Raw genomic sequence first — 25,616 nt, 5'->3', positions numbered from 1 at the left:
CTCCGGTCAGCGAAAGCCGAGGTGGACGACCGGCCCCTGGTGCTGGCTCGCCCAGCCCCGGTCCGGCTGGCTGAAGTTCTGGCCGTTCACGGGCGGCACCTGATGGCTTTGCACGCCCAGGTTGGCCAGCATCTGGCTACAGTTGGGGCAAGGGATCCTGCCCGTCTGCCCCTGCTGAGCGGTGATGGACTGGATGGAACCGATGCAGTCGTTCCAGTTCGGATGCTGGGGATTCATCGTATTCGGAGGGATGCCGTTGGCGTGCTCGTAGTTTCGGATGTAGTTGGTCATCGCCCACGGCTCCGCGCAATAGTGCGGCAGCGCGTCGGCTTGGCCTCTGGCCGAGACACCGTTGTACACGGGCACCAGCGCGTCCTGGACTGCGGGGTGCAGCTGACCGGGCAGGCGGTCTCCGCCGCCGAAATGCCGCTGCCCGGACCGCACGTCCGTGGACGAGCCAAAGGGCCCATTCGAGTACGGCCCCTGGACGCTCGCGCGCACCGGCGCGAGCCCGTCGGGATCGATCATCGCGAGGGGCCGGTTGCTCGCATACCCGAACGGGCGAAGCCCGCCTGCGAGCCCGAGCGGATCGGGGCTGATGTACCGGCCTATCTCGGGGTCATAATACCGGTAGCGGTTGTAGACGACGCCGGTCTCGTCGTCCGCGTACTGTCCCGGGAAGCGGAGGGGCGTCGTCGCCTGGTCGGGCTCTCCCGCATCGACCTGCCCCCAGACGCTGCGATGAATGCGGCCCAGGACCTCGCCTTGCCCCGACACCAGCGCTCGAGGATGCCCGACCGGGTCGTTGATGTAGTGAATCCAGCCGCCCTCCGCGCGCTTGCCCGACGCCTGCACCAGCGCGTCGCGGTGCGCGAGCGGCGCGCGGCTGCGCGGCAGGAAGCTGTACGTACGCTCGTGGACGACCGTGTTGCCTTGCGGGTCGGCGGCCTCCCGTACCTCGTGCACCACGGTGTCGCCATCCCATACGAACCGGGTGGCGCGCGCCACCTCGCCGCGGCGTCTGATGCGCTTCTCCACGCGACGTGCGAACGCGTCATACGCGAACTCGATCACGGCGCCATCGTCGAGCTCGATCGCTTCGAGGAGGCCCCGGGCGTTCCAGCGGTAGCGGCACACGGCGCGCCGGGGCTCTGCGTTGCGCCTCTTCTCGATGAGCCGTGCGTCGGCGTCGTAGAGATAATCCACGTCTCCGCGGCGGATCAGCTTGCCGCCCGGCTCGTAGCGCCGCAGCTGCGCCGCCGGACCTGCCTCGTGGACGTTCTCCGCCGCGTCGTAGCCGAAGAGCTCGGCACGCGCATGTTGAGGTACCCGGGAGATCACCTGCGAGACCGGATCGTACGTGTACGCCGTGCGCCCCTCGACGAGCCCCCACTCCTCCAGAAGGTCGCCCGCAAGCGTGTACGCGTGATAATGCTCTTCCGTGAGCCCAGGTGGCCTGGGACCGGCCCAGGCAGGCTCAGCTGCGCGCGGCTGGCCCGATGGGCGAAATACCCGCTGGTGCGTGATGCGCCCGATCGAATCGCAGGCGCTCTGGATGAGGCCACCGCCAGGCAGCGCGCGCCGCGCCTCGAAGCCGCGGCTGTCCCAGCCGATCTCCACGGTTTCCGAGTCGTCCAGCAGGATGCGCGTCGGCTGGCCCATCGGATCGTAAACCATGCTCTCGACGTAGCCCAAGGAGGTGCTCCTCCGCGTGCGATTTCCGGCCGCATCGTAGGAGCTCTCGACCACGTAGCTGCGGCCGTTCACCCGGTGCAGCTCTGCGACCAGCCGTCCGCGGCCATCGTACCTGAATGCCGTCTCGGACGCGGAGGATTCTGCACGTAGCAGGCGACCTGCCGGGTCGTACTCGAACCGATCTACCGTGCCGTCTGCGTAGATCCGCTCGACGAGCCGCCCGACGAGGTCGTATTTGAACTCGGTGACCTCGCCGGAGCCGCTCTCGCTCTGAACGATGCGGCCGAGCAGATCGTGTTTGTATCGGATCGTTCGACCTTCGAAGGTCCGCTCCTCGATGATCCGCCCCGCGGGGCTGCGCACGAGGACGTGATCTTCGCCTGAGCCATGGATGACCCGAAGCAGGTCGCCCTCGCGGTCGTAACGGAAGCGCACTCGAGCTCCGTCGGGACGGCGGACTTCGTGGACGACCATCCCCGACCAGATGAGCTCACAACGGCGGCCCATCGGATCGGTCACGGCGGCGAGCCGACCATCCTCGTCGTAATCGTAGCCGATCGCTCCTCCGTCGGGGAGCCGGATGACGCGCAGCTCCCTGCATGGTCCGTACACGTAACGGGTGGTGCCGCCGCGCTCGTCCGTGAACCCCAGCACTTGCCCGAGGTAGTCGTACTCGATGAACCTCCTTCCGCCATCCGACTCCGTGACGACGACGCGATTACCGAGTGCGTCGTACTCCATCCTGGTGATGGCGCCGTCCGGCATCGTGGCTTCGATGGGCAAACCACGTCGATCCCGCTTGTACGCGATCGCGTTCCCGCCAGGGCCGTCTACCGCCAAGAGTTTCCCGCCATCATTGTACTCGAAATGAAACTCGGCGCCGACAGGATCGATCATCGACGTGAGCAGTCCGCGTTCGTTGTAGGCGTACTCCTGTACGGCGCCGAGCGGGTCGATCTCGCGGACGACCCGCCCGAATGCGTCGCGATCCCAGCGCCAGCATGCCCCTGTGGGATCCGTGTACGAGGTGACGTTGCCGATGGAATCGAACGTGTTGGTGTGCACCCCGGCGCCCCACACGGCCTTCTCCAGCTTCCCGTGCTCGTTGCCGGAGTACCGCTTCACGTCACGCGATGTGACGAGCTCGACGTAGCCGTCTCCGCCGTGCTCCACCTTGCAGTGGAGCATGCCTTTCGCGCGCGTCATACCGTCGGCGAGGAAGGCCGGCGCCCTCTCGTCGAGCGCGTCCGTGGTCCCAGGGGCCTCTGTCCATGTCTCGACGCAGCGCCGCCGCGCGTCGTATCGGAAGCAGACGAGAAGGCCGCTCGGGTAAACGAGCGACGTGAGCAGCCCATCGTCGTACGAGTAACGGACAGAGCGCCCGGCGGCGTCCTCCGCGGCCACGAGGTGACCGGCCGAGTCGTATCGATAACGGCGAAACGCCACCCACTGGCCCTGGTGTGGGCTGTTCTTCACCTCGAACGCGGCGATGCGACCATCGGCGTGCCTGCGCACGCGGACCGTGCGCTTTACGCTGTCGATGATGGACGAGAGGCGGCCGTCGGCGTAGGCGAGGTCGATGCTGTTGCCGCTGGGGTCGACGATGCGCGACAGGGCGTACCGCGCGCCGTTCGCCTGGGTACCCGAGAAGACGAGCACGTCGCCCGTCTCGATGACGAGCGTGTAGCCCCAGTCGTGGCGCGTGAGCACACCGCGGCTCAGCACGACGCTCTCGCCGATGGCAGGGAGGAGCGCCCGGGTGTGCGTCCCCTCGGGGTTGTAGAGCAGGAGCGTGCGGCGCCGCGGCTCGAGTTCCCAGGCGAGCGAGTGTGCCCAGCCCCGGCCGAGGCCGACGTCGCGCTCGCGCGCGGTGCTGCTGTACGTTCGTTTGATCACGAGCGGCAGCGGCCCTGGGAGCGCGAGATCGACCGCAGGGACCGTGTAGACCCGACCCGTCACCGGGTCGATAGGGTCGCCGGCGTGGGTGCCGCCCCCGCCGCCGTGGGACGGGTTGGGACACCCGGCCCCGCTGCCAGGACCGCACGATCCAGCCCCCTTGCCGCCCCCTTGCGCGTCGTTCCCTCCATTGCCGCCACCAGCGCCTTGCCCGTTGCCGCTGCCGTTCCCGCCGCGGCCATTGCCCCCACCGCCTCCGCCGCCGCCGCCCATGATCCACACACCGGGGTTCATGCCAGGGATTGCGGGGATGTTCGGGACCGGAGCGGTGCGCGCCATAGGCGCATTGTCGACTACCGCCAGGCCGCGTCAACTGTCCGACATCGGCGTTGGAGGCGGAGGTGCTCGGCGAAACGCCGGAACCCTCGCGCGCCGAGCACGGCCCCAGCGCGCATCGAGGGCGACGTTCCGGAAGATTATCGATGAGCATCTTCGGAGCCGCCGGCCGCCTTGGCGTGCCGGTGGACCTTCGGGATCAGCCCCCTGTTGGCTCCATCCTGGAGGACGCGCTGGACGCGGCCCAGCGCGACGAGAAGACGCCGATGTTCTGCTCGCGCGTCAAGATCCGCACCGAGCTCGCCAGCAGGCGTCGCCCCGGCCGTCGCTCCGCGACACTCAGGGGAGCCACCGCGCGACGTCGACGATCTCCCGGGCCACCTCGGCGACGCCCTGCGGTCCAGCGACGCGGACGAACAAGGGCGCCAGGTGCCCGAGGTCGTCCTTCGTCCAGTCGTCGAGGAGATCGGGCCGCCGCTTCCAGTCGAGGTACTGAAGGAGGCGCTGGCAGAGCCGACGCGCGTGCGGCTCGGTCATCGAGGCGGCCAGCGGGACCAGCGCGAAGAGCCCCTCGTCCTCGTCGCTCGGCAGCTCCAGGCCGCGTTCTACCAGATCGCGCGCGATCGCCGGCGCGTGGGCCGGCGAGGCCTCGGCGATCGCGAGCAGGGCTGGCCACGTGGCGCCGAGCTCGCGTGACAGATTGAGGACCGCATCCGCCCCGAGAGCCCGGGTCCACGCCGCGGCGTTCCGCTCGAAGAGCGTGCGCGCGCCGTCGCTCGCCCGCAGATCGCTCGACAGCTGGGCCCAGGCGGCCTGGCGGACTGCGGCGGGGAGATGCGCGAGCAGCGCGCACTGTGTCTCGATCCGGTCCGACGCGTCGGGCAGCGTCGCCACGAGCGCGAGCGCCTCGTCCGCGCGGCCCAGATCGCAGAGGCGCGCGGCGACGGCCGTCACCACCGGGCGCCGGAAGCTGGCCGCAGCCGCGCACGCCTGGACCAGCGCGGACGCGGCGCCGGCAGGTGCGTGCGGCGCGAGCGCGCAGACGCTCCAGCACGCGTCCGGCGGCAGCGTGTCGTCCGCCAGCAACGACAGCGCGAGCCCCAGCGCCTCCGACGCGCCCGCCTCTCGCTCCGCCGCGGGCAGGCCCGAAGCGAGGCGCGCAAGGACCAGGTGCCGCTCCGAGGGGGGCAACGCCTCGGACCATGCCCAGAGCGCGCGCACCACCGAAAGAGGCAATCGCGCAGCGACCTCCGACAGCCGCGGCAGCTCGTCGCCCCTCGCGTCGACCTGGACGTCGGCGAACGCGTCGCGACCGAGGTCGAGCGCCTCAGCGTCGGGCAGCAGCGCCGCCAGGGACACGCGCGCCATCCGGCTCTCCTTGGTCCGCTCGCGACCGAGCCGCGCCGCCGCCTCGCGCGCGGTCGTCACGCGCGCCTGCCCGTCGAGCGCGTGAGCCGCGGCGGCAAGCGCGGCCCCGCCAGCGTTCTCCTCGCGGGCGGCCTCGAGCGCCCAGCCGAGCACGACGGCGCGCTCGGCGTCAGGCAGCTCCCGCGCCAGCCGGATCAGGGCGCCGGCGCGTTCGCCGGCATCGGCGATCGGCCGGCCGGCGTCGAGGACGTCCTCGCCGACGCGCGGCATCTCGATGCGCGGTCCGGCGGAGCCCTCGCCGCCATCGGCCCCTTCCCCTTGCTCCTCCTCGTCCTGCGCGGCGAGCGCGCGCCGCGCTTCCTCGAAGCCGAGAATCGTCCGCACGGAGCTCGTGACGAGCAGGCAGCGGACCCGCGCGGCCAGCGCCGCCACGACATCGCCTCCGGCCGCGGCATCGATCAGGAGGCTCGCCGCGCAGGCCGCCGTCGCGTCCACGTCGGCGATGAACCCCGACGATCCATCGGGGCGCGTCCTCCACACGTCGAGCCACGCACTCGAGACCAGATCGAGCCGCTCTGTGAGGCTCGCATCGACCCGCTCCAGGTGAGCGCGCCAGTTCCGGCATACGTACTCGGAGACCGTGCCCGAGGCGAATGCGTGCTTCCCGTGGTCGGCGAACCGGCGATCGACCGCCGCGCGCTGGTGCGGCGCAATCCGCGCCAGGGCGACCTCCGCCCAGGCCGAGTGACGGAGCGCGAGGCCGGTCTCTCCGGCGGCGACGAGCGGTCCGATCAGCTCGTTCCAGGCTCCGACGCTCACCGTCGAGATCGCGAAGAGCTCTTCGCCCTCGATCGGGCCGAGCGCGCCAGCAAGCCATGGCAGCACGGAGAGGATCGAGCCGCCGGCGCAGAGCTCGAGGACCCCCGAAGCTCCGACGGGAGCGCTCGCGAGCGCCGTTCCCACAGCCGCGAGATCCCGCGAGAGGGCCTCGAGGAGTGCCTCCACGAGCAGCGGTTCCCCGCCACTCACCCGTGCGACATCGTCCTTCACGCTGGCCGGCAGATCGCCGAGCCTTCGCCCGATGGCCTCCGCGATCTCGTCGGCCGCGATCGGTGGCAGCGCGACCATCTCCGTATCCTCCCGAAGGCCTCCCAGCGCCTCGAGCGAGCGCGCCGACAGCACGGCGCGCACGCCGGGGCCGAGGTCTCGCAGGAAGCGCTGCGCTGCATCGGGGGTCCAGGCGACGGCCTCGTCGAACCCGTCGAGGATCAAGACGAGCGGCCTGCTTCCGGGCGGGCGGCCCTCCTCGAGCATGCTCGCAAGATCGCGCCGCGTCTCCTCGACCCCGTGCGGCCGTTCACCGGCGCGCCGCGGAGACCTGAGGAACGGAGCCACGCGCGCGTAAAGGAGGTTCAGCGCCGTCGGCTCCAGCGCCGTACCGAGCCGGCGGCTCACGGGAACGAACGCGACCTCGTGCCGGCCCGCGCGGGCCAGCTCCAGTGCCCACGCGCCCAGCAGCACCGACTTGCCGCGCCCGCCCGGCCCGAGCAGCGCCACGCGCGCGCCGCCCTGCTCCAGCCACCGATCGAGGCGCGCCACGGCGCCAGCCCGCGCCTTCCTGCCGAGCGGGGCGCTGCGGCAGCGCTCGACCTCGCGCCAGAAGGCAAGGACGCCGCGCTCCGCCGCCGCCGGGCCCATGGCCGGCGCATCCGGTGCTCGCGGAGGAGGCGTCATGGCTCTGCGAAGGACGGCGTGATCGAGGGAGCGGTCCTGAACGGCACCGAGGATCCCTTCTACCAGAGTAGCCCCGGCCCGGCCCCCGCAGACGTGTGGCCGAGCACAACCAGCTTGGCGATCGCCGCGCCGGTCACGCCTCGGCGCGCCGGAAGTGGACCCTGCGGAACCCGTCGCGGGAGATCCGCTCGACGACGACCTCGTCGCTCGTGGTGATCCATTGCACAATCCCTCCGTCGTTCGACAGCGCGACGGTTCCTGTCGGCTCGGCGTCATCCCATCGCTCGTACCGCACTCCGGCGGGTGTCTCGGGTGGCGGCTCGTTGCTGCGCTCCTCGACCTTCTCGCCCGCGACACTCACGCTTACGCCAACGTCGGGGAAGCCCTCTCTCACCGCTGCGAGGAGCTCCCGGACGCTCGCGATCTCGCTCGCCACTGCGGTGCACGGCGCCACGCTCATCTCCGCGAACGTCGGCGGAGACCAGAGCGCGAGATCGTCTTTCTGGAACACCGCCTGGCAGGTATCGCTGAGCTCGTCAATATGCTCGGCCCCCATCGCAGCGGCGAGCTCGGCTGCGATGTCGACCGTCATCTCGACCGCCATGCGACCGGGCCAGGTGAAGGCGGCCACCGGGTACTCCTGCCCGATCGCGAATCGTTCGAAGAGGCGCCGCGCGTCCTCGGCGACGACGAAAGGCTCGACCACCCCGTCGTCGACCACGACCCGACCGCGCGAGTCCATCCAGTAAGTCCCGTGCGGGAAGGCGCCCATCGCCACCCGACCCTGCCCTGGGCGCACGCCTCGCTCGAGCTGCAGCCCGATCCCGAACCAGAACGCCTCTCGCTCCGCCGATGGCACGCAGGTGCCGCCGAAGACCTCCTCGAACCGCAGCATCGGGCCCACCTCGGTCAATCCCCAGCGATCGAGCTGCTCGCGGAGGGCTTCCGGCGCCATCACGCGATCGGGATCGCGCACAGCTCCGCGCTTCCTGAGCCACGCAATCGCCCGGGGCGAGAGGGTGCTCGCGAGGAACTCCGTCATGTCACGGTCGCCCGGTCGTTCGAGCCCGCCGTCCGTCATCGTCGCGTCCCCCGGGGTCGCCAGCTCGGCGGCGGCCGGACGGCCATGTTACCGGGCGCGTTCGGGTTCTGCATCGCCTCCACGGCGGTGCGCTGAGGGTTCCCGGCCGCCACGGCATCCTGGCGTCGCTGGCTGCGCGCGCGCAAGCTCAAGCCGAACCGGTTCGAGCTCTGCGCCGCGCCCGAGTACCTCCGCTGCGGCGCGCCGCGCTCGGCGGAGGATCTCGCCGCGCAGAGCGCGTCCGGGTCCACTTCCCGAGCACGGGCCGGCTGCGACCGCGCCGCGACGGATTTACGCCGTCGTAAATAGGTCGTGCACTCGACCCGCCCGCGTCCGTCAGTAGGGTGCTTCGGATGGACGCCCCTCCCCCGAAGCCCCCTCACCCCCGGCGGCTGGTCGAGGTCCTCGGCGCTGCCGCCCCGGCGCTCGCCGCTGCTGCGCCGGCCGTCGTCGAGTTGTTCGCCCAGGACCGCAGCACCCGCCACGCGCAATGCAGATCGCCCGCGAGCGCTACCAGCTTGAGCAGGCGCGCGCGGAGCTCGTACGACGGGAGCGGGCGCTCCAGCGCAGAGAGGCGGAGCTAGAGCGTGAGCGCGAGCGCCTGCAAGCCGAAGCCGAGCGCCTCGCGCAGCACACGCCCGCCGGCATCGGGGGGCGCTTCCAGCGCCGCAGGCGGCCCCTGCCGCCCCGCTTCACGGCGGCCTACGGCTACGACGAGAGCGATCGCTTGCGGCTGCTGTTGCCGGAATGCATCACGTACGCTTGGTGCGTTGCCTTCCACGGTGCGCCGCGTGAGGTACGCGCGCAGGTGTCGCACGCGCGCCGGAGCCAGTACGCACGGATCGACCGGCTAGCGCCCCTTCTGGGCGAAAAGCTGGATAAGGCCAGCGTCCCGTTCGATGCGCTGCGTTTCGTGGCGTACGCCGCCACGTTCGTGGAGCAGGAGGAGCGGGCCCGGAAGATGCTCGCGGGCGAGCGTCCGCCGCGCCGGATGCCGCCATCGGAGGAGCCGAAGGCCTCCGAGCCGAACCAGCGCCGGAGGGGACGACCCGCGTACCCCCGCGTGCGACCCAACGAGACGCAGCAGCCCCGGGCCGATGACCAGCAGAATAGCCCCACCGCGCGGACCCAGGGGGACGACGCCGCCGAGCAGCAGGCCACCAAGCTCCGCGAGTTCGCGTCGCTGTTCGCGTACCACCTTCTCAGCAAGTGCGACCCCGACAGCGAAGGCGAAGACGAACGCGCCGACGACGTAGTCGAGGACGCGGAGGACCCGAGCTAGCGCGCGCTGCGGATCATCGCGCTGGAGCGCGCGGTTCCACACGCCTCGTGCAACGGATCATGCCGGTCGCCCTCGCGCGAGGAGCAGGGGGATCGGTCGCTGTCGAGCCTCGCCCTCGCGGCCGTCGCGGCCGAGCCAGCAGGAGATCTCCAGCTTGTTCCCCAGCGGGATCTCCACCGACCTGCAGCCCCTGCCCGCGCCGCGCACGTGGTCGAGGTAGGGCCGCAGGTCATCGGGCGCGATGTCGAGGTCATCGCCGGCGATGAGCGCGCGCCCTCAGCGCCGCAGATTCGGCGCGCTTCGTCGCGCCCGCTCGCTGATCCTACTCAGGGAAGCGCAGCGTCTCCAACTTGCTGCCGTCCTGCCCCGTTACCATCTCGCCAGACCAATCCCAGCTGGTGCCGCCCATGCCCGGCGGTCCCAGCTCGTACGTGACGCCCTCCAAGGTGAGCTGGTCCTCGTCGAGGTACGCGATGCCGATCGAGTCACCGCCACGCCCGGGGCCGCCGTAGCCGCCCGGCCCCCCATCGCCCCCGCTGCCGCCGCCACAGGACCACGTGCCGTCGCCCAGGGCGCCCCCTGGAGCGCCTCGGCCACCTCGGCCGCCTTCCTCGGGGGGCCCGCCGTCGCCGCCCGGACCGGCCTCGAGGGTGATGATGACGCTATCGCGCACTGTCACCTTGGCGTGGAGCGCGACGATGCCGATCGCCGGGTGTCCGTTCTCGCCCGCCCGGCCGCCTCGACCACCGCAGCCGCCGGCACCGCCGGAGCCACCGCCGGCGCCTCCCTTGGTGGCCGCACCGCACAGAGGCAGCCCGCCCCGACGGCCGCCACCCCCGCCACCCCCCTGCCCCGGCATGCCCCTGCCGCCATCGCCCGCCTTGCTGCCTTCCCATCCTGCCTCGGTGATGCGCCCGATGCCCTCGCCGGAGGAACCGACCACACCTGGCTCGCCGTGGAGCGCAACGGCACCTTCCTGGCATTGAGTGCCTGCCACGTCCCCGTCTCCCCCCCGTCCGTAACTCGGGTTTGACGCCACGAACGGTTGCCCGTCCTCGCCGTCGCCAGCGCCGTCGGGAAGCCCGTCGCCTCCTTTCCCCCCTATGCTCGGGATCCCTCCGTCGCACGGGTTCACGGCCGCAGCCCCGCCATGAACGGTGGCTGCCGAGCATGCGTCTCCCCCATACAGCCCGTCAGGTCCCGTCGCTGCCTGATTCGGCCAAGGCCATTCCTCGCCATCGTGGCCCGCCCATCCGTGGGCCGCGTGCAACGTGCTTCGGATGACTTCCACCATGGTGTCGGACTGAACGAGCATCGAGATCGGACCGGTCGCCCACACGGCGAAATCGACGACCTTGGATACGCCATCCTTGGCTCCCTTGTCCTCGGGGCCCGCTGGCTCGACGGTCAAGAGAATTCCATGATTCTGCGGGCTCTCAATTCTGGACTGAGCGCCGCCGGGCATGCGCTTCCAGTTCAGACAGTTGAACCCTCCGATGAGATCGACGCCGGAGGGCAGCCTAATGGGATCGAGATAGCTGTCGTAGCATGCGAACACGCGCCCTCGTCCCGTGCGCGCGAGCTCTACGGCGCGCTGAAGTGTGAGTACCGGTTTGTCCTTCGTTCCTGGGTTCGCATCATCACCGCGGGCCAGGGGACCGCCGACGAACACGCCGCAACCGTCATCAAGCACATCGGCGGCGAGATGCTCGAGACACACCGACTCTGCCGGCGCCTCGCCCTGGCACGCCATCGTGTTATCGCATGGGGCGGGGCCAGCGTCTTGCACGTCCGTCGTCGTGCCACAGCCGACTGCAGCGAGCGACACGACGACGAAGAGGTGAATTAGCAAGGTCAGTTTCATGATTTTTCTCGATGCACCGCCACGCTTGCGAGGCCAATCAATGGGGTGGCTCCGGGTTGGATACATCAAACTGACGCCAGGGCATCGCCCGGCCAAACTCGCCCCTACCCGCGTCGTCGTCGGACGATGCATTGCCCGCGGCTCCGCCATCGCCAGGGGTACCATGCTCCAGGGTGGCATCCGGCCCGAAGCTCACATAGGCGCCGACGGACGCGACGCCGTACGACGGGCCTCCGAGGCCACCGCCAGCATCGCCCCCGCGGCCGCCATTACCTCCAGAGCCGCCGCGGCAACCTTCCCACAGCACACCGGTGGTTCCATCGAAACCAAGCCCGCCCTGGCCACCAGGCCGACCCCTACCGCCCGTTTGACCCGTGCCGCCGACCCCGCCGTTACCGCCCTTCCCAGTGGCCACTGCTGTCGCCTCGAGCGTCAGTGCGCTGCCCTGCAAGGCAACGATGCCGATGCTCGCGCCGCCGTAGCCGCCGCCCTTACCTCCCAGACCACCGCAGCCCCCGCCGCCGCCCGAGCCTCCAGCTGCTCCTCCCTGGGGTCTGTTTGCAGGGCACCCGATCATTTCGCCCCGCGCCTTGCTGCCGCCACCGCCGCCTCCCCCCTGCCCGACGCCGCCCCTCTTTCCATCCTCACCACGAACGCCGACCCATCCATCGATGCTGAGGTGACCTACGCCAACCGCGCCGCCACCCCGACCGGAATCGGCGCCCTTACCGCCCTTGCTCCCGTCGCTGCATCTCGCGATGTCCGCGCCCGTTCCTGCGCGGCCGTTGCCCTCCGGATTCTCGGCCGGATCCGGCTGTCCTGCACCACCATCGCCGCCCAACTCAGTCCCGCCATCGCCCCCATATCCCCCGATGGACTCGGTACCATCTTCGCACACCGTCACGACCGGGAGAGCACCCGTTGCGAAGTCCTCCGTGCAGGCGTCCGCCCCGCCGTTCCCCGTCACGCCGTCCTTCGCCCGCTCTCTGGGCGCGTCCTCGCCCGCCTCGCCATCCTTCCCGTTTCCCGCCTGGACCTCGCTCGCTACCACCTTCACCTTGGCGCCGGGGCTCAAGATCACCGCAATCGACGACTTGCCATCGCTCGCGGACGCATCCGCCGCCATGACGCGCGTGCCGAAGACCGTTGACGTCGCGCCATCATCCCCGACGACCCGCAGCGGAATTCCCAACGGGGGTGCGATGGTGGTCGGGTGATTGGATCCGTCGAACGACCACCCGTACGACCAGTCGCCGTCATCACAGCGACGGCCGCCCCAGAGGTGGACGCCTGAGATGAGGGTCACCTCTTCCTCGAACGTCTCGCCGCAAGCGTAGACGTGGTGCAGGCCTCGCGCTTGCGCCTCCACGATCGCCTGCTGCAGCGAGGTGAACGGTTCGAGCCGCGTGCCGGTGCGCCGACCGTCCCCCCCAGCGCTGGCGCTGACGAACACCCCGCATTCGTCCATCACGGGGCCCACGCTGGGCTCGAGCACCTCGCAGGGCGACTTCGGGGGTGCGAGGCACATCCGCTCGTCGCTGCACTCCTCCGCGTACATGCAGCCCGAGAGCGTTCCCGCGCCGCTCGTCGAGAAAGCAGCAAGGGCGCACAGCCGCCGCAGATATCGCCACCGGGGAAAACGCATGTCCCTGGCTCCTTGGTCACCAAGCGCCATACGCCACGAGTCCCACCTGCTGTGGCGCTGCGACCGGCGAGAACCCGACGCGGCCTCTCGCGGGCTCAGACCGGGTGAACGCGAGATCCGTGAAGAACGAAGCGACGGTCGCGGCCCCAATGACCCCGCTGGCAACCATCATCCCCGTGCCGAGCGCGGCGAACTGGTCTCGCTGTCGTCGGAGACGCGCCAGCTCAGAGCACGTTACAGGCGGCGATGGCTCCCGGCAAGCCCACGAAGTGAATCCGAGTTCATCCAGCTTGCTGTTGTGCTCGTCAAGGTCGCCGTCGGCTGCCCGCGCATGAATCATGAACAGGGCGCCGAAGGACGCTGTCGCCGTGGTCAGGCCGATGCCGGCGATGCGCAGCGTCCCCGGCCACGAAGCCCAGGGCCCGGGAGCGTTCACACGTGCCGTGGAGGAGGTGCTCAAGGGCGCCGGCGTCGGCCGCGCGGCTTGCTTGGAGCTGTCTACCGCACCGCGCGGCAGCTGCATCGAGATCTCGTGCTCCGCGCCCGCCTCGGCGCGCAATGAATGGAGCACCTCCTCCCGGCCCGGCGCTCGGGCCCGCACCAGATGTTGGCCAGGCTCCAAGAACAGCTTGTAAGTCTGCGCCGTCCGGCCGATGGATCTGCCATCAACGAACACCTCGGCATCCGGCGGATCCACCGCGAGGAGCAGCGTCCCGACGTGCGCCGCTGCTTTGCGCAGCCCTTCGCCGAATCTCCTTTGCTGCGCCAGAGGAGGCGCTTCGCGCTGCTCGAGGCTCCAGGCCAGATGTTCGGCCGCATCCCGGTACTGGCGCAGCGCGAGCTCACAGAGCCCGAGCTCTCCGGCGATCTCTGCCCGCTCTCGCTCTCTGCCAGACGCTGCGCCTATTGCCTCGAAGGCCGCCTTGTAGGCGGCGTGTGCCTCGGTCCACCGCCCCGCGTCGCGTGCCCTGCGGGCACGGCGAACATGCTCCTTCACCGTTGCATCGTCGCTCGATCCTGGCTTCGGGTAGAACTCCTCAGCGCTGGCCGAGCCTGTGAAGCTGGCTACGACGCCAAGCGCAAGAAGAATCGAGAACGCGTGCGCAGCCCAACGCATGCATGAACCGTACTTACGCCAGCCTCACGGCGTCAATCCCTCGGAAATCGCCGTTGAAGGACCTTTGGAACGAGAAAAGACAGCCCGAGGATGGAAGCGGTCGTCCGTCCCCCGCATAGGGCACCGTGCAGCGCTGCGCAACACTTGTCCCACATTCCCCCACCGAATTCGTCGCGCCGTGCATTTTCCTGAACCCATCCGGGCGGCTCAGGTGTGCTACCTCCCGTGGGAAAGCCAGCGACCATCTCCACGGGGTTCGCTCTCTTCCGGCGCCTCGCCATGCGCCAGGGCGTCCCGGCGCGAAACGCGGAGGACGTTGCGCAGGAAGCGCTGCTGCGTGGGTTGGAAGCGGACCAGCGGATTGAGGCGGGTCAGGACCCGGGGCCGTACCGCGTCACGATCGCCCTGAACCAGGCGCGCAACCATGTCCGGGCCGCGGGCCGCCGAGGTGAGATCCTGACGCCGTTCGACGAGCGCGAGCTCCAGGGAGAGTGTTCCACGCCCGAGGAACTGCTCCGCTTGCGCGAACGGGCAGCGCTCACGCGGCACCTGATCGCCCAGGTCAACCCGAAGTACCGGGACATCTTGATCAGGCACGAGCTCGAGGAGACGCCGCTCGTCGAGATCGCGGCCGAGCTCGGCCTCAACGTGCAGACGGTGAAGACCCGATACCGGCGGGCGCGCGAGGAGCTGGAGGCGCAGAAGCGACGGTGGCAGGCGCAGCAGCGTTCACGCGGGTGGGAAGAGGAAGCGTGTGTGCCGCTCGCCTTCGGGCTCCGCCGTGACGACTCCTGGCCGGCTTGGCTGCGACATCTCGGCGTGAAGGTCCTCATGCAGGGTGCGCTCGTCACGCTGACCGGCGCGCTCGTCTCCGCGGTGCCGCCCTTGCCCGGCCTGGACCCATGGCTGCAGCCGGCGGCGATCCGCGCGACTGCGACCACGCCCGAAGCGCAGGACGCCATGGCGCCTCCCGCGCAAGACGGCGCGCACAGCGCCGCGGCGTCTGCCCCGCGGCCCGCGGAACCGATCTCGACGCCGAGGGCACAAGGCAGCGCGCGCGCCGACGCCGTGGTGAGCCGCATGCCCGCCCCTTCGGCGGCCACGGCTGCTCGGGTCGCGTCGCCGCGGCGCGCCGATCGACCGGCCTTCAACGAGCGCGAGCGGGGCCTGGTCAACCGGGCCCGAAGGGCGATCGAGGCGCAGACCGCCTTCGCCGCCGTCGAGGCGCGCCGGCTGCTCGAGGCCCATGCGCGGGAGTTCCCGCAAGGGCAGCTCGCCGCGGAGCGCGAAGCGCTGCTCAGGCGGATTCGCTGAGCCATCGGTTGCTCATGAAGAGCGAGTCGTCGATACGGCCGGTGCTGTCTTCGTACAGCATACACTTGGTTCGGTCGCGCGGCATGACACATGGAATCCGAAAGTAAGCGGTTAACCGCGCCAGCGCTTCAGAGTCACCGCGCTCGGCACGCGACGACGTCAGGAAAGCTGAGGTCGACGACCTGGACGCGGTGCGCCAGCAGACCGCTGGGACACGAGGGATCATCATCGCTCTTGGATCGCACTCCAGCGATCCCACATCTGCCTCCCGTGCCAGCTCCACTGCTCGGTCTCCTCTGGCGCCAGGCGAATCGCCTGGATCTCATCCCGTAGGATCGGGAGGGCGAGCCCGGCCTCGTCCCTCGTCATGACGACCTCCCGGAAGCTGATGTCAACGATGCGGACGCGCTGCGCTCTCCACCACGGATCGGCCCACCCCGGCGCCGCTCCGATCACCAGGTCGACGGTCTCGTCCTTCTCGTGAGCGCGCTTCAGCTGCTGGTGGAGGCTCACGTCGCCGGGCAGAGCCCAGTCGGTCGCCAGGGCGTCGTCGACGAAGCCCCAGCGAAGCCGAACGGCGCCATGGAGGACGCCGTACTGGTAGAAGGCGTGGAGCGCCTTGACGTCGCTCTCGAGCCGGCGCGCAAGCCTCTGGTGGTCCCCTTCGGACAGGTAGCGCGCCACCTTCTCTGGATCGCCGAAAGGACGGCGGATGCGGGTGGTCCCCGCGATGAGTAGCTCCGGCGTGATCTGCAGCGTGCGGCCCGCGCGGTTCAGGCGTCTGGATTTCTGTGGCGGATTGAGATCCACAACCCGGCAGCGGCCCGCATCGAACCCCAGCGAGCGTAGCGTGTCGCGGATGTCGAGCCCCGCGATCACATCGAATCGCTCCAGCAGGCCGGCGAGCTCGGCGACGTCGCGACCGATGAAGGCCCTGATCGATCGGTGGCCCACGTCGAGCAACGCCACGGCCTGCGGATCTTCCGCGGAAGGTACCGCGCGAAGGACGGCGCGGCGGGACGAGCGCGCGATCTCGGCGTTGCGTTGCGCCTCCGGGTCGAGCTCCACGCGGCGGACCACGTTGCCCTGCTCCCGTGCCGTGCGGTGCGCGGGCTCCACGAGCACCGGCTGCGGCAGCCCGCGGATCGCCCGCCGCGTCGCGATGAGGCCCGGCGCGACAGGGTTGAGCGTGAGCCGCCCGTCGTTCCCCGTGACGAACAGATCGCTCCTCCCTGGCCCGTTGCGCGGGCCGAGCTTCTCTCGATGGCTCGTGAACCCGGCGAGGAGGGTCTCGATCTCCTCTGCTGCCATCGGCATCTGCCAAGCGTCCAGCACGGCGGCGGCCTGTCGGATCCATGGCAAGCTCGTCACGGAGCGGCCGCGAAAGGCCGCCGCCACCTCCTCGATCGAGAGCGGGACGTCATCACCGGGTACAGGTAACGTGGGCGTCGGGGGCTGCGGCTCCACGCGCTCGTCGGGGGGGTCGGCCGCCCGCAGCAAGGCACGCATCAGGCCGAGGTCGACGACCTTGCGGCGTATCACGTCCCCCAGGATACCGCGCGTGTTCCGGGCGACGGGACGGGGCTGAGGATCCTTCGCGACTCGGGGATTCGGCTTCGCCATGCCTGCGCACCCTACCGCAAGGTCTGTCCCGAGACTCGCGTGATCGGATGGGAGGCAGCCAGTTGCTGATGCGCAAACCGGGTGAGAAAAAAGGCGAGCCCAACCGGAATGGGTCGAAGTTGACAGGCAGCCCCGTGGCGCACCGAGACCACCGGGTGCGGTCCGGGTCGCGTCGGCCGCGACCTCCGGGAGGTGGACGCCGCAGCCCAGAACCACCGCACCCATCCAGTGAACCAGCACACAAACAATTGCACTCTGCTAGCCCGTCTCCTCGGGCGCTCCGAGATACAAAATCGAACCCTCCAAATGGGCCTCCCGGCGGGCGTCCTGCTCACGCGCAACGGCGCGTTCCGGTTCGGTTTTTCGCGGCCGTGGAGGAAGGCATCCCCCATCGATAGACGCTGCCGCCAGAGATACCTTTCTGCGCATCGCCGCAGGCTGCGCGTCAGGCTCGCCTTGAACCGATATCCCGGCGGGCCACGCCCTCACCCCGCGCACGAGCTGCCGGTGGCGCAAGGGACGGAGCCGCTCACGCTCTGCTGGCCACGCATGCACGAGGAAAAGGAACGACGATGAAAGGCGATGCAGCAAGAAAGAACCTGGTCGGGCACGAGGATCGGCCCCTCACGCCCCGCGAGCTCGCGCGTCTCCTCCGCGCCTTCGCGCACATGATCGAAGCCGCTGCGAACGATCCCGGTCCGGAGCTCCCTCGCCCGGTCCGCCGGCCCTCTCGCGCCGCGGCTCTGCCCGCAGCGTCTCCGCTGACGCAGGCCCGGGCCGCGGCCGCGCTGAAGAAGCTCGGCGTGCTACCATGAGGCGCGTATGGGCGAGAAACGCAACGGCCGCCACCTGGTCCGCGTAACCATCAACGGCGAACGCCGCCGGATCGGCTCCTGCGCCACCGGGGAGGAGGCCGAGGAGCTGCGCGCCGCCGTCTAGAGGAGCTGCGCGCCGCCGTCTATTCGCGCGCCGGCGACGTCGCCGGCATCACCCTCCGAGCCTGGGGCGAGCAATGGCTCGACCGCCGAGAGCGCCTCGACGGCATCCGCAGCATCTCGAGCGACCGTGGCCGCTGGCGGACGCATATCGAGAACTCCCCACTCGCCAGCATGGCACTCGTCATGATCACGGCGAACGACGTCGACGCCTGGATATGCGCCCTCCAGAAGAAGCTCACCGCAACACCCTATCGCGCGCCAAAGCCTCTTTCCCCGCCACGGTCAAGCAGGTCATCGGGCTGCTCCGGCAGATGCTCGACGACGCGATGCCGCAGCACATCACCACGAATCCCGTGGCCGCCCTCAAGAAGCGCGTCCAGAAGGCCACCAAGCGCCGCGCCCGCGACGCCACTGTCGAGCCCTGGACCTACCTGGAGCCGGAAGAGCAGCACCGCCTCCGCACCAGCGACGCCATCCCCGAGGCGGACCGCCTGATCATCCTCTTCGCTCTCCTCACCGGCCTCCGCCAGGGCGAGCAGTTCAACCTCGATCAGGCCGATCTCCGCCTCGACGCCGACGCCCCGCACGTCGTGGTCCGCTTCGGCTCGAAGAACCAGCCCCCCAAGAATGGCAAGATCCGCCGCGTCTACCTCTCCGCCGACGCCGTCGACGTCTGCCGCCGCTGGCTCGCTCTCCTCCCGAGCTACGCCCCCCACAACCCCGAGGCTCTTGTCTTCCCCGGCGCCCGGGGCGGCCGCGTCTCGAAGGGCAAGACCCCGCTCATCCGCAGCGAGATGGTGACCCTCCCGACCGGCCGCCGGAAGCAGAAGAAGGTCGACCTCTTCGACCGCCACCTCGCCGCCGCGGGCGTCACCCGTCCGGTCCGCTGGCACGACCTCCGCCACAGCTGCGCCAGCTCGCTCGTCGCCGACTGGTGGGGCCGTCGCTGGACGCTCGAGGAGGTCCGCGAGCACCTCGGCCACACGTCGATCGCCTCGACGCACCGCTACGCCCACCGGAGCGAGACGGCCATCAAGGGCGCCGTCCGCCAGACGCCCGGGTGGGCACCGTTGCTGCCCACCTCCCCCTCGATTCCGCGTGAGCTTTCGGCTCTAACCCCTCGGAATCATTCAGTGGGTCGACAGGGACTCGAACCCTGGACCTACGGATTAAAAGTCCGCAGCTCTACCGACTGAGCTATCGACCCGATTCAGCGGCCGGCGAACCTAGCAGAAGCCCCTGGCAGATTCCACCTTCTCTTTCCGTCCGCCTCCTTGCCCATCCCTCGGCCCGTCGCCCCTTCCAGCTCGCCGCCGCCCCCTTCCCGCCGCCACGCCACGCCGCGTTCCCTTGCGCCCGGCCGTCTCCCGCCGCGCCGCGCCACGCCCTGCGCCCGCCCGCCCGGCCCCCACCTAGTTCCCCCGTCCGCCCCACCTCCCCCTCTCCCCCGTCTCCCCACCCCCGGCTCTCCGTCCCGTCCCTCGCTCCCCTCCCTCGCTCCCCCTCCCCGCTGCCCCTCCCCTCGCTTCCCCCTCACCGCCGCCTTCCTCACGCCCTCGCCTCGCGCTATGAGGTCGCGCCATGTCGCCGTCACGCCCTTCCGCCGCCTCCAAGGAATCGTTCGCTTCGCTCTTCGAGCAATCGGAGGGAGCTGGCAAGCAGCGTCGCCGCCAGTACCACACAGGTGAGACTGTCGAGGTGACCGTCGTCGCGATCGCTCGCGAGGCGGTCTTCGCGGATCTCGGCGGCAAGCAGGAGGGCATGTTCGAGCGGGCGGGCCTCATCGATGGCGAGGGCAAGCTCCGCGTGGCGGTCGGCTCGCGCGTCTCCGCGGTGGTCTCCGGCGTCGATTCGGGCACCGGCCAGGTGCGCCTCACGCCGGTCGTCGTGCGCGCGAGCGACGACGGCGCATCGTCGATCTCCGTCGCCTCGCCTGCCGCGGGCGGCGCGCCGCTGCTCGTCGAGGGAGCGCGGGTCAAGGGCAAGGTGACGGGCATCGAGCGGTACGGCATCTTCGTGCAGATCGCCGGCACCTCGGGCCGCTCGGGCCGTGGGCTCGTCCCGACGGCCGAGACGGCGACCCCGCGCGCGGCCGACCTGAAGAAGCACTTCACCGTGGGTCAGGACGTCGAGGCGAAGATCCTCAACGTGGACGAGTCCGGCAAGATCCGCCTGTCGATCTCCGCCCTCCGCGCCGACGAGGAGCGCGGCCAGTTCGAGTCGTACGCCAAGGCCGAGCGCTCCGGCGACGCCGGCGACAAGGGCGCCAAGCAGCCGACCCCGCGCAATTTCGGCACGCTGGGCGACCTGCTCGCAAAGAAGGTCAAGCGCTAGCGCGCCGCTTTCCCATCTCCCCGCCCCGCGTTCCCGCGCCGTCTCCCGCCTTCCCGCACCGTCTCCTCGCCCTTCCGCACCGTCCCGCTCGCCCTCCCCACCCGCCCCACCGGCAGGACATTGCATCTCCCCCTCGGTTGAGCGTACACCTCGCCCGCTCAGCCCCTTGCAACCCCTGCGTTCGCTTCTCCTCGCCCCCTGGTCTCGCGCCCGCGCCCGAGCCCACGCTCGCACCCGCGGCCCAGCTCGCCCTGCCTTCGCCTTCGCGCCGCCGATGCTTCCCCTCGCTCGTGCTCGTGCCTCCGCCCTCGCCTTGCTGGCCGCGGCCTGCTCTCCGGCCCAGGATCCCCCCGGCAGGGCGACCGACGATCACCGCGCCGGCTCCCCTGAAGCGACGGCCCCGCTCGCCCTCCCCGCCGCCTCCGCCGCTCCCGGCTCCTCCGCGGCCGACCCCGCAGCGCCCTCGGCGGCCGCGCTCTCGCCCTCGCTTCGCCCGCTCTCCCCTGCGCTCGCGGGCCAGGCTTCCTCTCCGGGTTCCCCTGCTTCCCCTGGCTCCCCCGCGCCCGGCGCAGTGTCTCCTGCGTCCCTCACGTCGGCGGTCGCCTCCTCCCCCGCCGCGAAGGAGGCCACCCTCCCGGGCCAGGGCGCGAAGATCGCCAGCATCGCGATGCGCACCTGGATCTACGTCGCCCCCGACGAGCGCTCGACGAAGCTCGGCTACCTGCGCGCCGGCGCGGTCGTCGATCGGGCCGAGCTCCCCGCGGGCACCGACGGCTGCGCCGGCGGCTGGTACCGGATCGCGCCGCGCGGCTACGTCTGCGTCGGCAAGGGCGCCTCGCTCGCGCTCGAGCACCAGGTGGTCGCCGCCGCCGTGCGCGGCCCGCGCCGCGGCGCGCCCGTGCCGTACCACTACGTCATGTCGGGCTCGCCCCCGCCGCACCTCTACTTCCGGCTCCCGACCCTCGAGGACCAGCGCCGCGTCGAGGGCTCCACGCTCAGCGTCCACCTCGCCCGCACCGCCGGTGCGCCCTCGACGTTGCCGCTCGACCCCGTGCCCGACTTCCTGCTCGCCGGCCGGGATCTCCCCAAGCCCTACGGCGCCGAGGAGAAGCTCCACTACTCCGTGCACACGGGCCGCGCCAAGGAGAGCTCGGCGTTCGGCCTGATCACCACCTTCGAGTGGACCAACCGCCGCTTCGGCCTCACGACCGAGCTCGACCTCATCCCGCTCGATCGCACGCGCCCCGCGCGCCTCAGCGCGCTGCGCGGCGTGATCATCAAGGACCTCGACGCCGACGTCGCCGACGCTCCCGCGAGCGCCTCGGACGCCGCGCCTCCGCCCGGCGCGCCGCCCCCGGCCGCCGCGCCGCCCCCGCCCGCCGCGCCGCCCCCCGCCGGCAGCGCCTCCCCGATCGCCAGCGCCCCTTCCTCCCCGGCCGCCCCGCAGACCGACTCCGCGAGCTTCTCCATCGCCGAGCGCCCGGCCGACGAGCTCCCGCCCGCGCCGCCTGGCACCGACCCGCGCGTCGATCCCAGCCTGAAGGGCGCCCCGGCGTTCGTCCGCGTCCACGGGGCGAGCCGGCAGCGCGTGTCCGCCTCGGGGCGCGCGCTCGTCGACGCGGGCGCTGCGCCGTTCCGCTCGGGCTGGGTGCTCACCGGCCGCACGCGCGGCGGCGCCAAGGGGCTCGTCGAGACCACGGAGGGCTCATGGCTCGCCGGCGGCCACCTCGTCATCGCCGAGCTGCGCAAGGACCCGCAGGGGTTCGCGCGCGACGGCAAGAAGTGGATCGACGTCTCGATCCGCCGCCAGATGCTCGTCGCCTACGAGGGCACCCGACCCGTGTTCGCGGCGCTCATCTCCAGCGGCCGCAGCGGCATGGCCGACCCCGAGGAGACCGACGCCACCGTCCGCGGCTCGTTCTACATCCACGCGAAGCACGTCTCGACCACCATGGACGGCGACGACGAGGCGGCCGAGGCGTTCGATCTGCGCGACGTGCCGTACACCCAGTACTTCCACGAGGGGTACGCGCTGCACGGCGCCTACTGGCACGACGAGTTCGGCAAGGCGCGCAGCCACGGCTGCATCAACCTGGCGCCCGCCGACGCGGCCTGGCTCTTCGAGTGGACCGAGCCCGCCGTCCCGCCCGAGTGGCACGGAGCCGTCAACATCGAGGGCGGCGGCACGCTGGTCTACGTGCACGGCTGAGCTACGCGCACGGCTGAGCTGCGTGCGCGGCTGAGCTGGCTTCGCGCAGCCCAGCGCGCCGGAGGCCTCCGGCGAAGGGCCGCGCGCCGCCAGCTCGCCCGGCGCACGCGCTGGCTCTCCCGTCCCGGATACTACTGGCAGCTCGCCGGCATCTGCGCGCCGAGCAGGAGGCCGCGCAGGGTCGAGAGCGCCTGCCGGCCCTGCGGCGAGTTCGCCAGGCCGTCGCAGGCCGAGGCCGCCGCGAGGTAGCCGCCCTGCTGCTCGGGCGGCGCCGACTTCGCGTTCTGGCGCAGCGCCGCGCAGCACTTCCGGATCCCGCTCGGATCGCCCGTGGCGACCGGCTTCTTTCCGGCGTCCGCGTCCGCCGTGTCGGCGTCCGCGTCCGCCCCGGCGTCCTCTTCGGGCACGATCTGCGTGGTGGGCGTCGGCGTCGGGGCCGGCGTCACCGCGGCCGGCGCCGAGGGCACCGGCGGCGGCTCCTCCTCCTCCTTCTTGCACCCGTTGCTGACCAGAGCCACCGCAAGGGGGAACGTCAGCGCCCCCAGAACCGTGAAGAGCCGTGTAGATTTCATCTCACCTCAAGTATCCGATTCGCGTTTGCGTGGGAACTTCTGTTCGACGAGGAACGCCCCGATCGCAACCAACTTCCCCGAGCGCACGCGGTCATGATACCCGCCGACTGCACGCCCTCGGCGATCCGAGCGGTCGAAGTATGGGCGTCGCGAGCCCGGTCGCAAGATCGCGAACGCCGCCGACGGCCACGCCTCAGGTGCGCCCCGACCTCGTCTGCAGGCGCCTCCGCCGCCGCGACGCGCGCGACGCGCACGACGCATGACGGCGCGCGTGTCGCGACGCACGACGGCGCGCGCGCAGGGCGGAACCGAGCGCAGCGACGCGCGACGGCCGCCTCGAGAGGCGATCCCGCGCGCGCCCCTGGCCCAAGCGCGCGCTCGTGCGCATGTCCAAATCACGAAAGGACACGCCGACCGGCCGCCTGAGCGTCACGACTCCAGCGTTCGACCGATACGGCTGAAGCAGAAGCAACCATGAGGAGCACGCAGCACAAGGAGTGGAAGAACGAACACCCATCCGTTGTCAACAGCCCCGCAGACGACACCTCGGTCACGTTCTCGATCGACGCTCCGGCGGCCGGTGACGACACCGCCGACGCGACCTCGCCCGCGGCGCGGGCCGCGAACGACGACCGCGACGTGCCCTCGGGGCAGATCGACCTCACCGTGCTGAGCGCCGGCGCGGCAGGCGCTCCGCCCAAGGTCCTCGACGTCTTACCTATCTTCCCGTTCGGCGAGCCGCCCGCGTCCACGCGCGGCCCCGCGTCCATGCGCGGCCCCGCGTCCGCCCGCACGCCAGCGGCGCCGTCGCCCGAAGCGCCGAGGCGCGCGTGGCGCGTCCGCTCGGCCGCCGCCCTGCTCGCGGCCGCCGCCGCGGTTGCGGCCCTCACCGCGGGCATCTCGACCCCGGACACCGCCCCCGGCCCTGCCGCAACGGCCGGGCTCGCGGCCGCGGCGCGCGCGATCGAGGCGCGGCTCCCGCGCATCGAGCCGACCGCCGTCGCGGCGACGGCCGTCGAGGCGACCGCCGCCGCGCCGGACGCGGCGGCAGAGCGCGCGGCCGCCTCGACCGACGCGCCCGGCGCCGCCATCGCCTCGCACCGCGCGCCCGAGGGCCGCGCGCGGTCCACCGGCGCAGCCGCCCCGCCGCGCGCCAACGCCGGCCCCGCGGCGCCGAGCTCGACCGACCGCCGCGCCCCCGCCGACCCTTGCGGCGGCGACCTCATGTGCGCCATGCGCCGCGCGACCGGCGGCTGAGCCGCCGCAGCGGAAGCGGCGCGCGGGCCGCTGCTGAACGACGCCGATCGGTCGCTCAGCGGCGGCCCCTCCTTCACCACCGCCCAGCGATCCCCTCCACCGCCGCCCCGCGGCCTCTCCTCCACCGCCGCCCCGCGGCCTCTCCTCCACCGCCGCGCGCACCTCCGCAGCCGATCACCTCAGGCCGGGATCCCGCCCGGCCCGGCCCGACCGGCTGCGCCGCTCAGGCCGAGGCCGGGCTCGGGCCGCACGCCGAGCCGGCGTGCACCGCGATCGAATCGAGCAGGCGGTTCAGGTCGAACGGCTTCGCGACCGACGCGCACGCGCCGACCTCGCGAGCCCAGGTGCCGGCGTCCACCGCCGCCGTCATGACCAGGATCGGCGCGCGCGGACCGGGGCACGACGCGTACGCCCGCGCGAAACCCCAGCCGTCCATGACCGGCATGCGCATGTCGAGCAGGATGAGGTTCGGCCTGTTGCGCTCGAGCAGCGCCAGCGCGGCCTCGCCGTCGCTCGCCGAGAGGACGTCGTACCCCTCCTCCATCAGGGTGATCTCGAGCATTTCCCGGATCTCCTGGTCGTCGTCCACGATCAGGATCTGCTTGCGCCGTGTCACGCGGCTCCTTTCGGTCTGCAGCTTGGATCCATGCTCGGCGCTCGCCGGCCTCTCCGCCCCGGTTTGACAGGTTCCGTCTGCCACGAGTTTCCCCCCGCACAGGCGCTCCCCGTGCGATCTCCACCCAGGCAAACGATGTCACGCCGGCGTCCCACGTCGCACGTGACAAGCGCAATCTCGATCGCGGCGCCCGTTCGGGGCAGAAGGTCACGGCCGCGGACGCGCGCCGGCCAGCGAGGACGCCGCGCGCTCCCCCGCGATCTCCATCCTGGGCACGAGCGACGCGTCGAGGTCCGTCCTCCCCTCGCGCGCGAGCTGCTCGATCGCGCGCGCCGCGCGGGCGACGTCGCCGGACAGGAGGCCCACCGCGAGCCCGCCCATGCCCTCCGGCACGCCCGCGAGCCGCGCGTGCGCCTTGTCGAGCAGGCGCACCGCCCCCGACGGGCTCCGCATCCGCGTGAGCTTGTGCAGGGCGGCGGCGACGAGGATGAGCCCCTGGAGGAACGCCTTCCGCACCGGGTCCGGCTCGGCGCGCCACCCGTCCTCCCACAGCTCGTGCGCCTCGTAGAACAGCCCGGCGCGGTAGGCGAAGAGCCCCCGCTGCACGATCGCTTCGAGCTCGGCGTCGGACGGGTTCATGGCGCGGACCGGCGAGAGGAGGCGCGGAGAGGCCGGCGGAGGCCATCGACGATAGCACGCGGGCCGGCGCCCCCGCGCTCCGGCCTTCCGGTGCTA

Annotated in this window: 14 protein-coding genes, 1 tRNA gene and 1 pseudogene; 6 read left to right on the top strand and 10 right to left on the bottom strand. The window is 71.4% G+C overall.

Features of this window, described 5'->3' with window-relative positions:
* Nucleotides 1-6: 6 nt before the first annotated feature.
* On the bottom strand, nt 7-3,885 hold the full coding sequence (locus WMF33_RS18850; protein WP_437338422.1) for an RHS repeat-associated core domain-containing protein: 3,879 nt from the start codon (nt 3,883-3,885) through the stop codon (nt 7-9).
* Nucleotides 3,886-4,266: 381 nt separating this feature from the next.
* Nucleotides 4,267-7,305, bottom strand: a complete 3,039-nt coding sequence (locus WMF33_RS18845) for a hypothetical protein (protein WP_437338421.1) — start codon at nt 7,303-7,305, stop codon at nt 4,267-4,269.
* 1,295 nt (nt 7,306-8,600) lie between these two features.
* On the opposite strand from WMF33_RS18845, the gene WMF33_RS18840 reads away from it, so the two are divergent.
* Complete coding sequence (locus WMF33_RS18840; RefSeq protein ID WP_437338420.1) at nt 8,601-9,392, top strand: hypothetical protein; 792 nt, start codon at nt 8,601-8,603, stop codon at nt 9,390-9,392.
* Nucleotides 9,393-9,714: 322 nt separating this feature from the next.
* Here the strand turns inward: WMF33_RS18840 and WMF33_RS18835 are convergent, their stop codons facing one another.
* The 3 genes from WMF33_RS18835 to WMF33_RS18825 are packed head-to-tail and all read right to left on the bottom strand — an operon-like array spanning nt 9,715 to nt 14,018.
* Nucleotides 9,715-11,256, bottom strand: a complete 1,542-nt coding sequence (locus tag WMF33_RS18835) for a hypothetical protein (protein WP_437338419.1) — start codon at nt 11,254-11,256, stop codon at nt 9,715-9,717.
* Nucleotides 11,257-11,293: 37 nt separating this feature from the next.
* Nucleotides 11,294-12,901 (bottom strand): hypothetical protein, encoded by a 1,608-nt coding sequence (locus tag WMF33_RS18830; RefSeq protein WP_437338418.1) that lies wholly within the window; start codon nt 12,899-12,901, stop codon nt 11,294-11,296.
* A gap of 16 nt (nt 12,902-12,917) precedes the next feature.
* Nucleotides 12,918-14,018 carry a PEGA domain-containing protein gene (locus tag WMF33_RS18825; RefSeq protein ID WP_437338417.1) on the bottom strand — a complete coding sequence of 367 codons (1,101 nt, stop codon included), beginning with the start codon at nt 14,016-14,018 and terminating at the stop codon, nt 12,918-12,920.
* A gap of 213 nt (nt 14,019-14,231) precedes the next feature.
* Between WMF33_RS18825 and WMF33_RS18820 the strand changes: the two genes are divergently transcribed.
* On the top strand, nt 14,232-15,332 hold the full coding sequence (locus WMF33_RS18820) for an RNA polymerase sigma factor (RefSeq protein WP_437338416.1): 1,101 nt from the start codon (nt 14,232-14,234) through the stop codon (nt 15,330-15,332).
* 225 nt (nt 15,333-15,557) lie between these two features.
* On the opposite strand, the gene WMF33_RS18815 is transcribed toward WMF33_RS18820, so the two are convergent.
* Entirely contained in the window at nt 15,558-17,195 is a 1,638-nt protein-coding gene (locus tag WMF33_RS18815; protein ID WP_437338415.1) for a hypothetical protein, read from the bottom strand.
* A gap of 772 nt (nt 17,196-17,967) precedes the next feature.
* On the opposite strand from WMF33_RS18815, the pseudogene WMF33_RS18810 reads away from it, so the two are divergent.
* Nucleotides 17,968-18,858 (top strand): annotated as a pseudogene (locus WMF33_RS18810) (tyrosine-type recombinase/integrase); the annotation flags it as partial.
* Between the two features lie 169 nt (nt 18,859-19,027).
* Here the strand turns inward: WMF33_RS18810 and WMF33_RS18805 are convergent.
* Nucleotides 19,028-19,100: transfer RNA gene (locus tag WMF33_RS18805), tRNA-Lys, on the bottom strand.
* Nucleotides 19,101-19,474: 374 nt separating this feature from the next.
* On the opposite strand from WMF33_RS18805, the gene WMF33_RS18800 reads away from it, so the two are divergent.
* Entirely contained in the window at nt 19,475-20,227 is a 753-nt protein-coding gene (locus WMF33_RS18800) for a S1 RNA-binding domain-containing protein (protein WP_437338414.1), read from the top strand.
* A 571-nt stretch (nt 20,228-20,798) separates the two neighbouring features.
* The gene (locus WMF33_RS18795) at nt 20,799-22,436 is read left to right on the top strand and encodes a L,D-transpeptidase (RefSeq protein ID WP_437338413.1); all 1,638 of its coding nucleotides are present in this window, start codon (nt 20,799-20,801) and stop codon (nt 22,434-22,436) included.
* A gap of 131 nt (nt 22,437-22,567) precedes the next feature.
* Here WMF33_RS18795 and WMF33_RS18790 read toward each other — a convergent pair whose 3' ends face one another.
* A complete protein-coding gene (locus WMF33_RS18790) occupies nt 22,568-23,008 on the bottom strand; it encodes an acyltransferase (protein ID WP_437338412.1) in 441 nt (146 codons plus the stop codon).
* Between the two features lie 474 nt (nt 23,009-23,482).
* Between WMF33_RS18790 and WMF33_RS18785 the strand changes: the two genes are divergently transcribed.
* Entirely contained in the window at nt 23,483-24,265 is a 783-nt protein-coding gene (locus WMF33_RS18785) for a hypothetical protein (RefSeq protein ID WP_437338411.1), read from the top strand.
* Nucleotides 24,266-24,488: 223 nt separating this feature from the next.
* On the opposite strand, the gene WMF33_RS18780 is transcribed toward WMF33_RS18785, so the two are convergent.
* Together WMF33_RS18780 and WMF33_RS18775 are read right to left on the bottom strand one after the other, a co-directional pair.
* The gene (locus WMF33_RS18780) at nt 24,489-24,881 is read right to left on the bottom strand and encodes a response regulator (protein ID WP_437338410.1); all 393 of its coding nucleotides are present in this window, start codon (nt 24,879-24,881) and stop codon (nt 24,489-24,491) included.
* Between the two features lie 207 nt (nt 24,882-25,088).
* Entirely contained in the window at nt 25,089-25,520 is a 432-nt protein-coding gene (locus WMF33_RS18775; protein WP_061629656.1) for a DUF309 domain-containing protein, read from the bottom strand.
* Between the last annotated feature and the right edge of the window lie 96 nt (nt 25,521-25,616).

Source organism: Sorangium sp. So ce394 (assembly GCF_051474665.1).
Taxonomy (GTDB): domain Bacteria; phylum Myxococcota_A; class Polyangia; order Polyangiales; family Polyangiaceae; genus Sorangium; species Sorangium cellulosum_D.
Note: the sequence above shows the minus strand (reverse complement) of the source record. Positions and strands in the feature narration are given on the sequence as shown.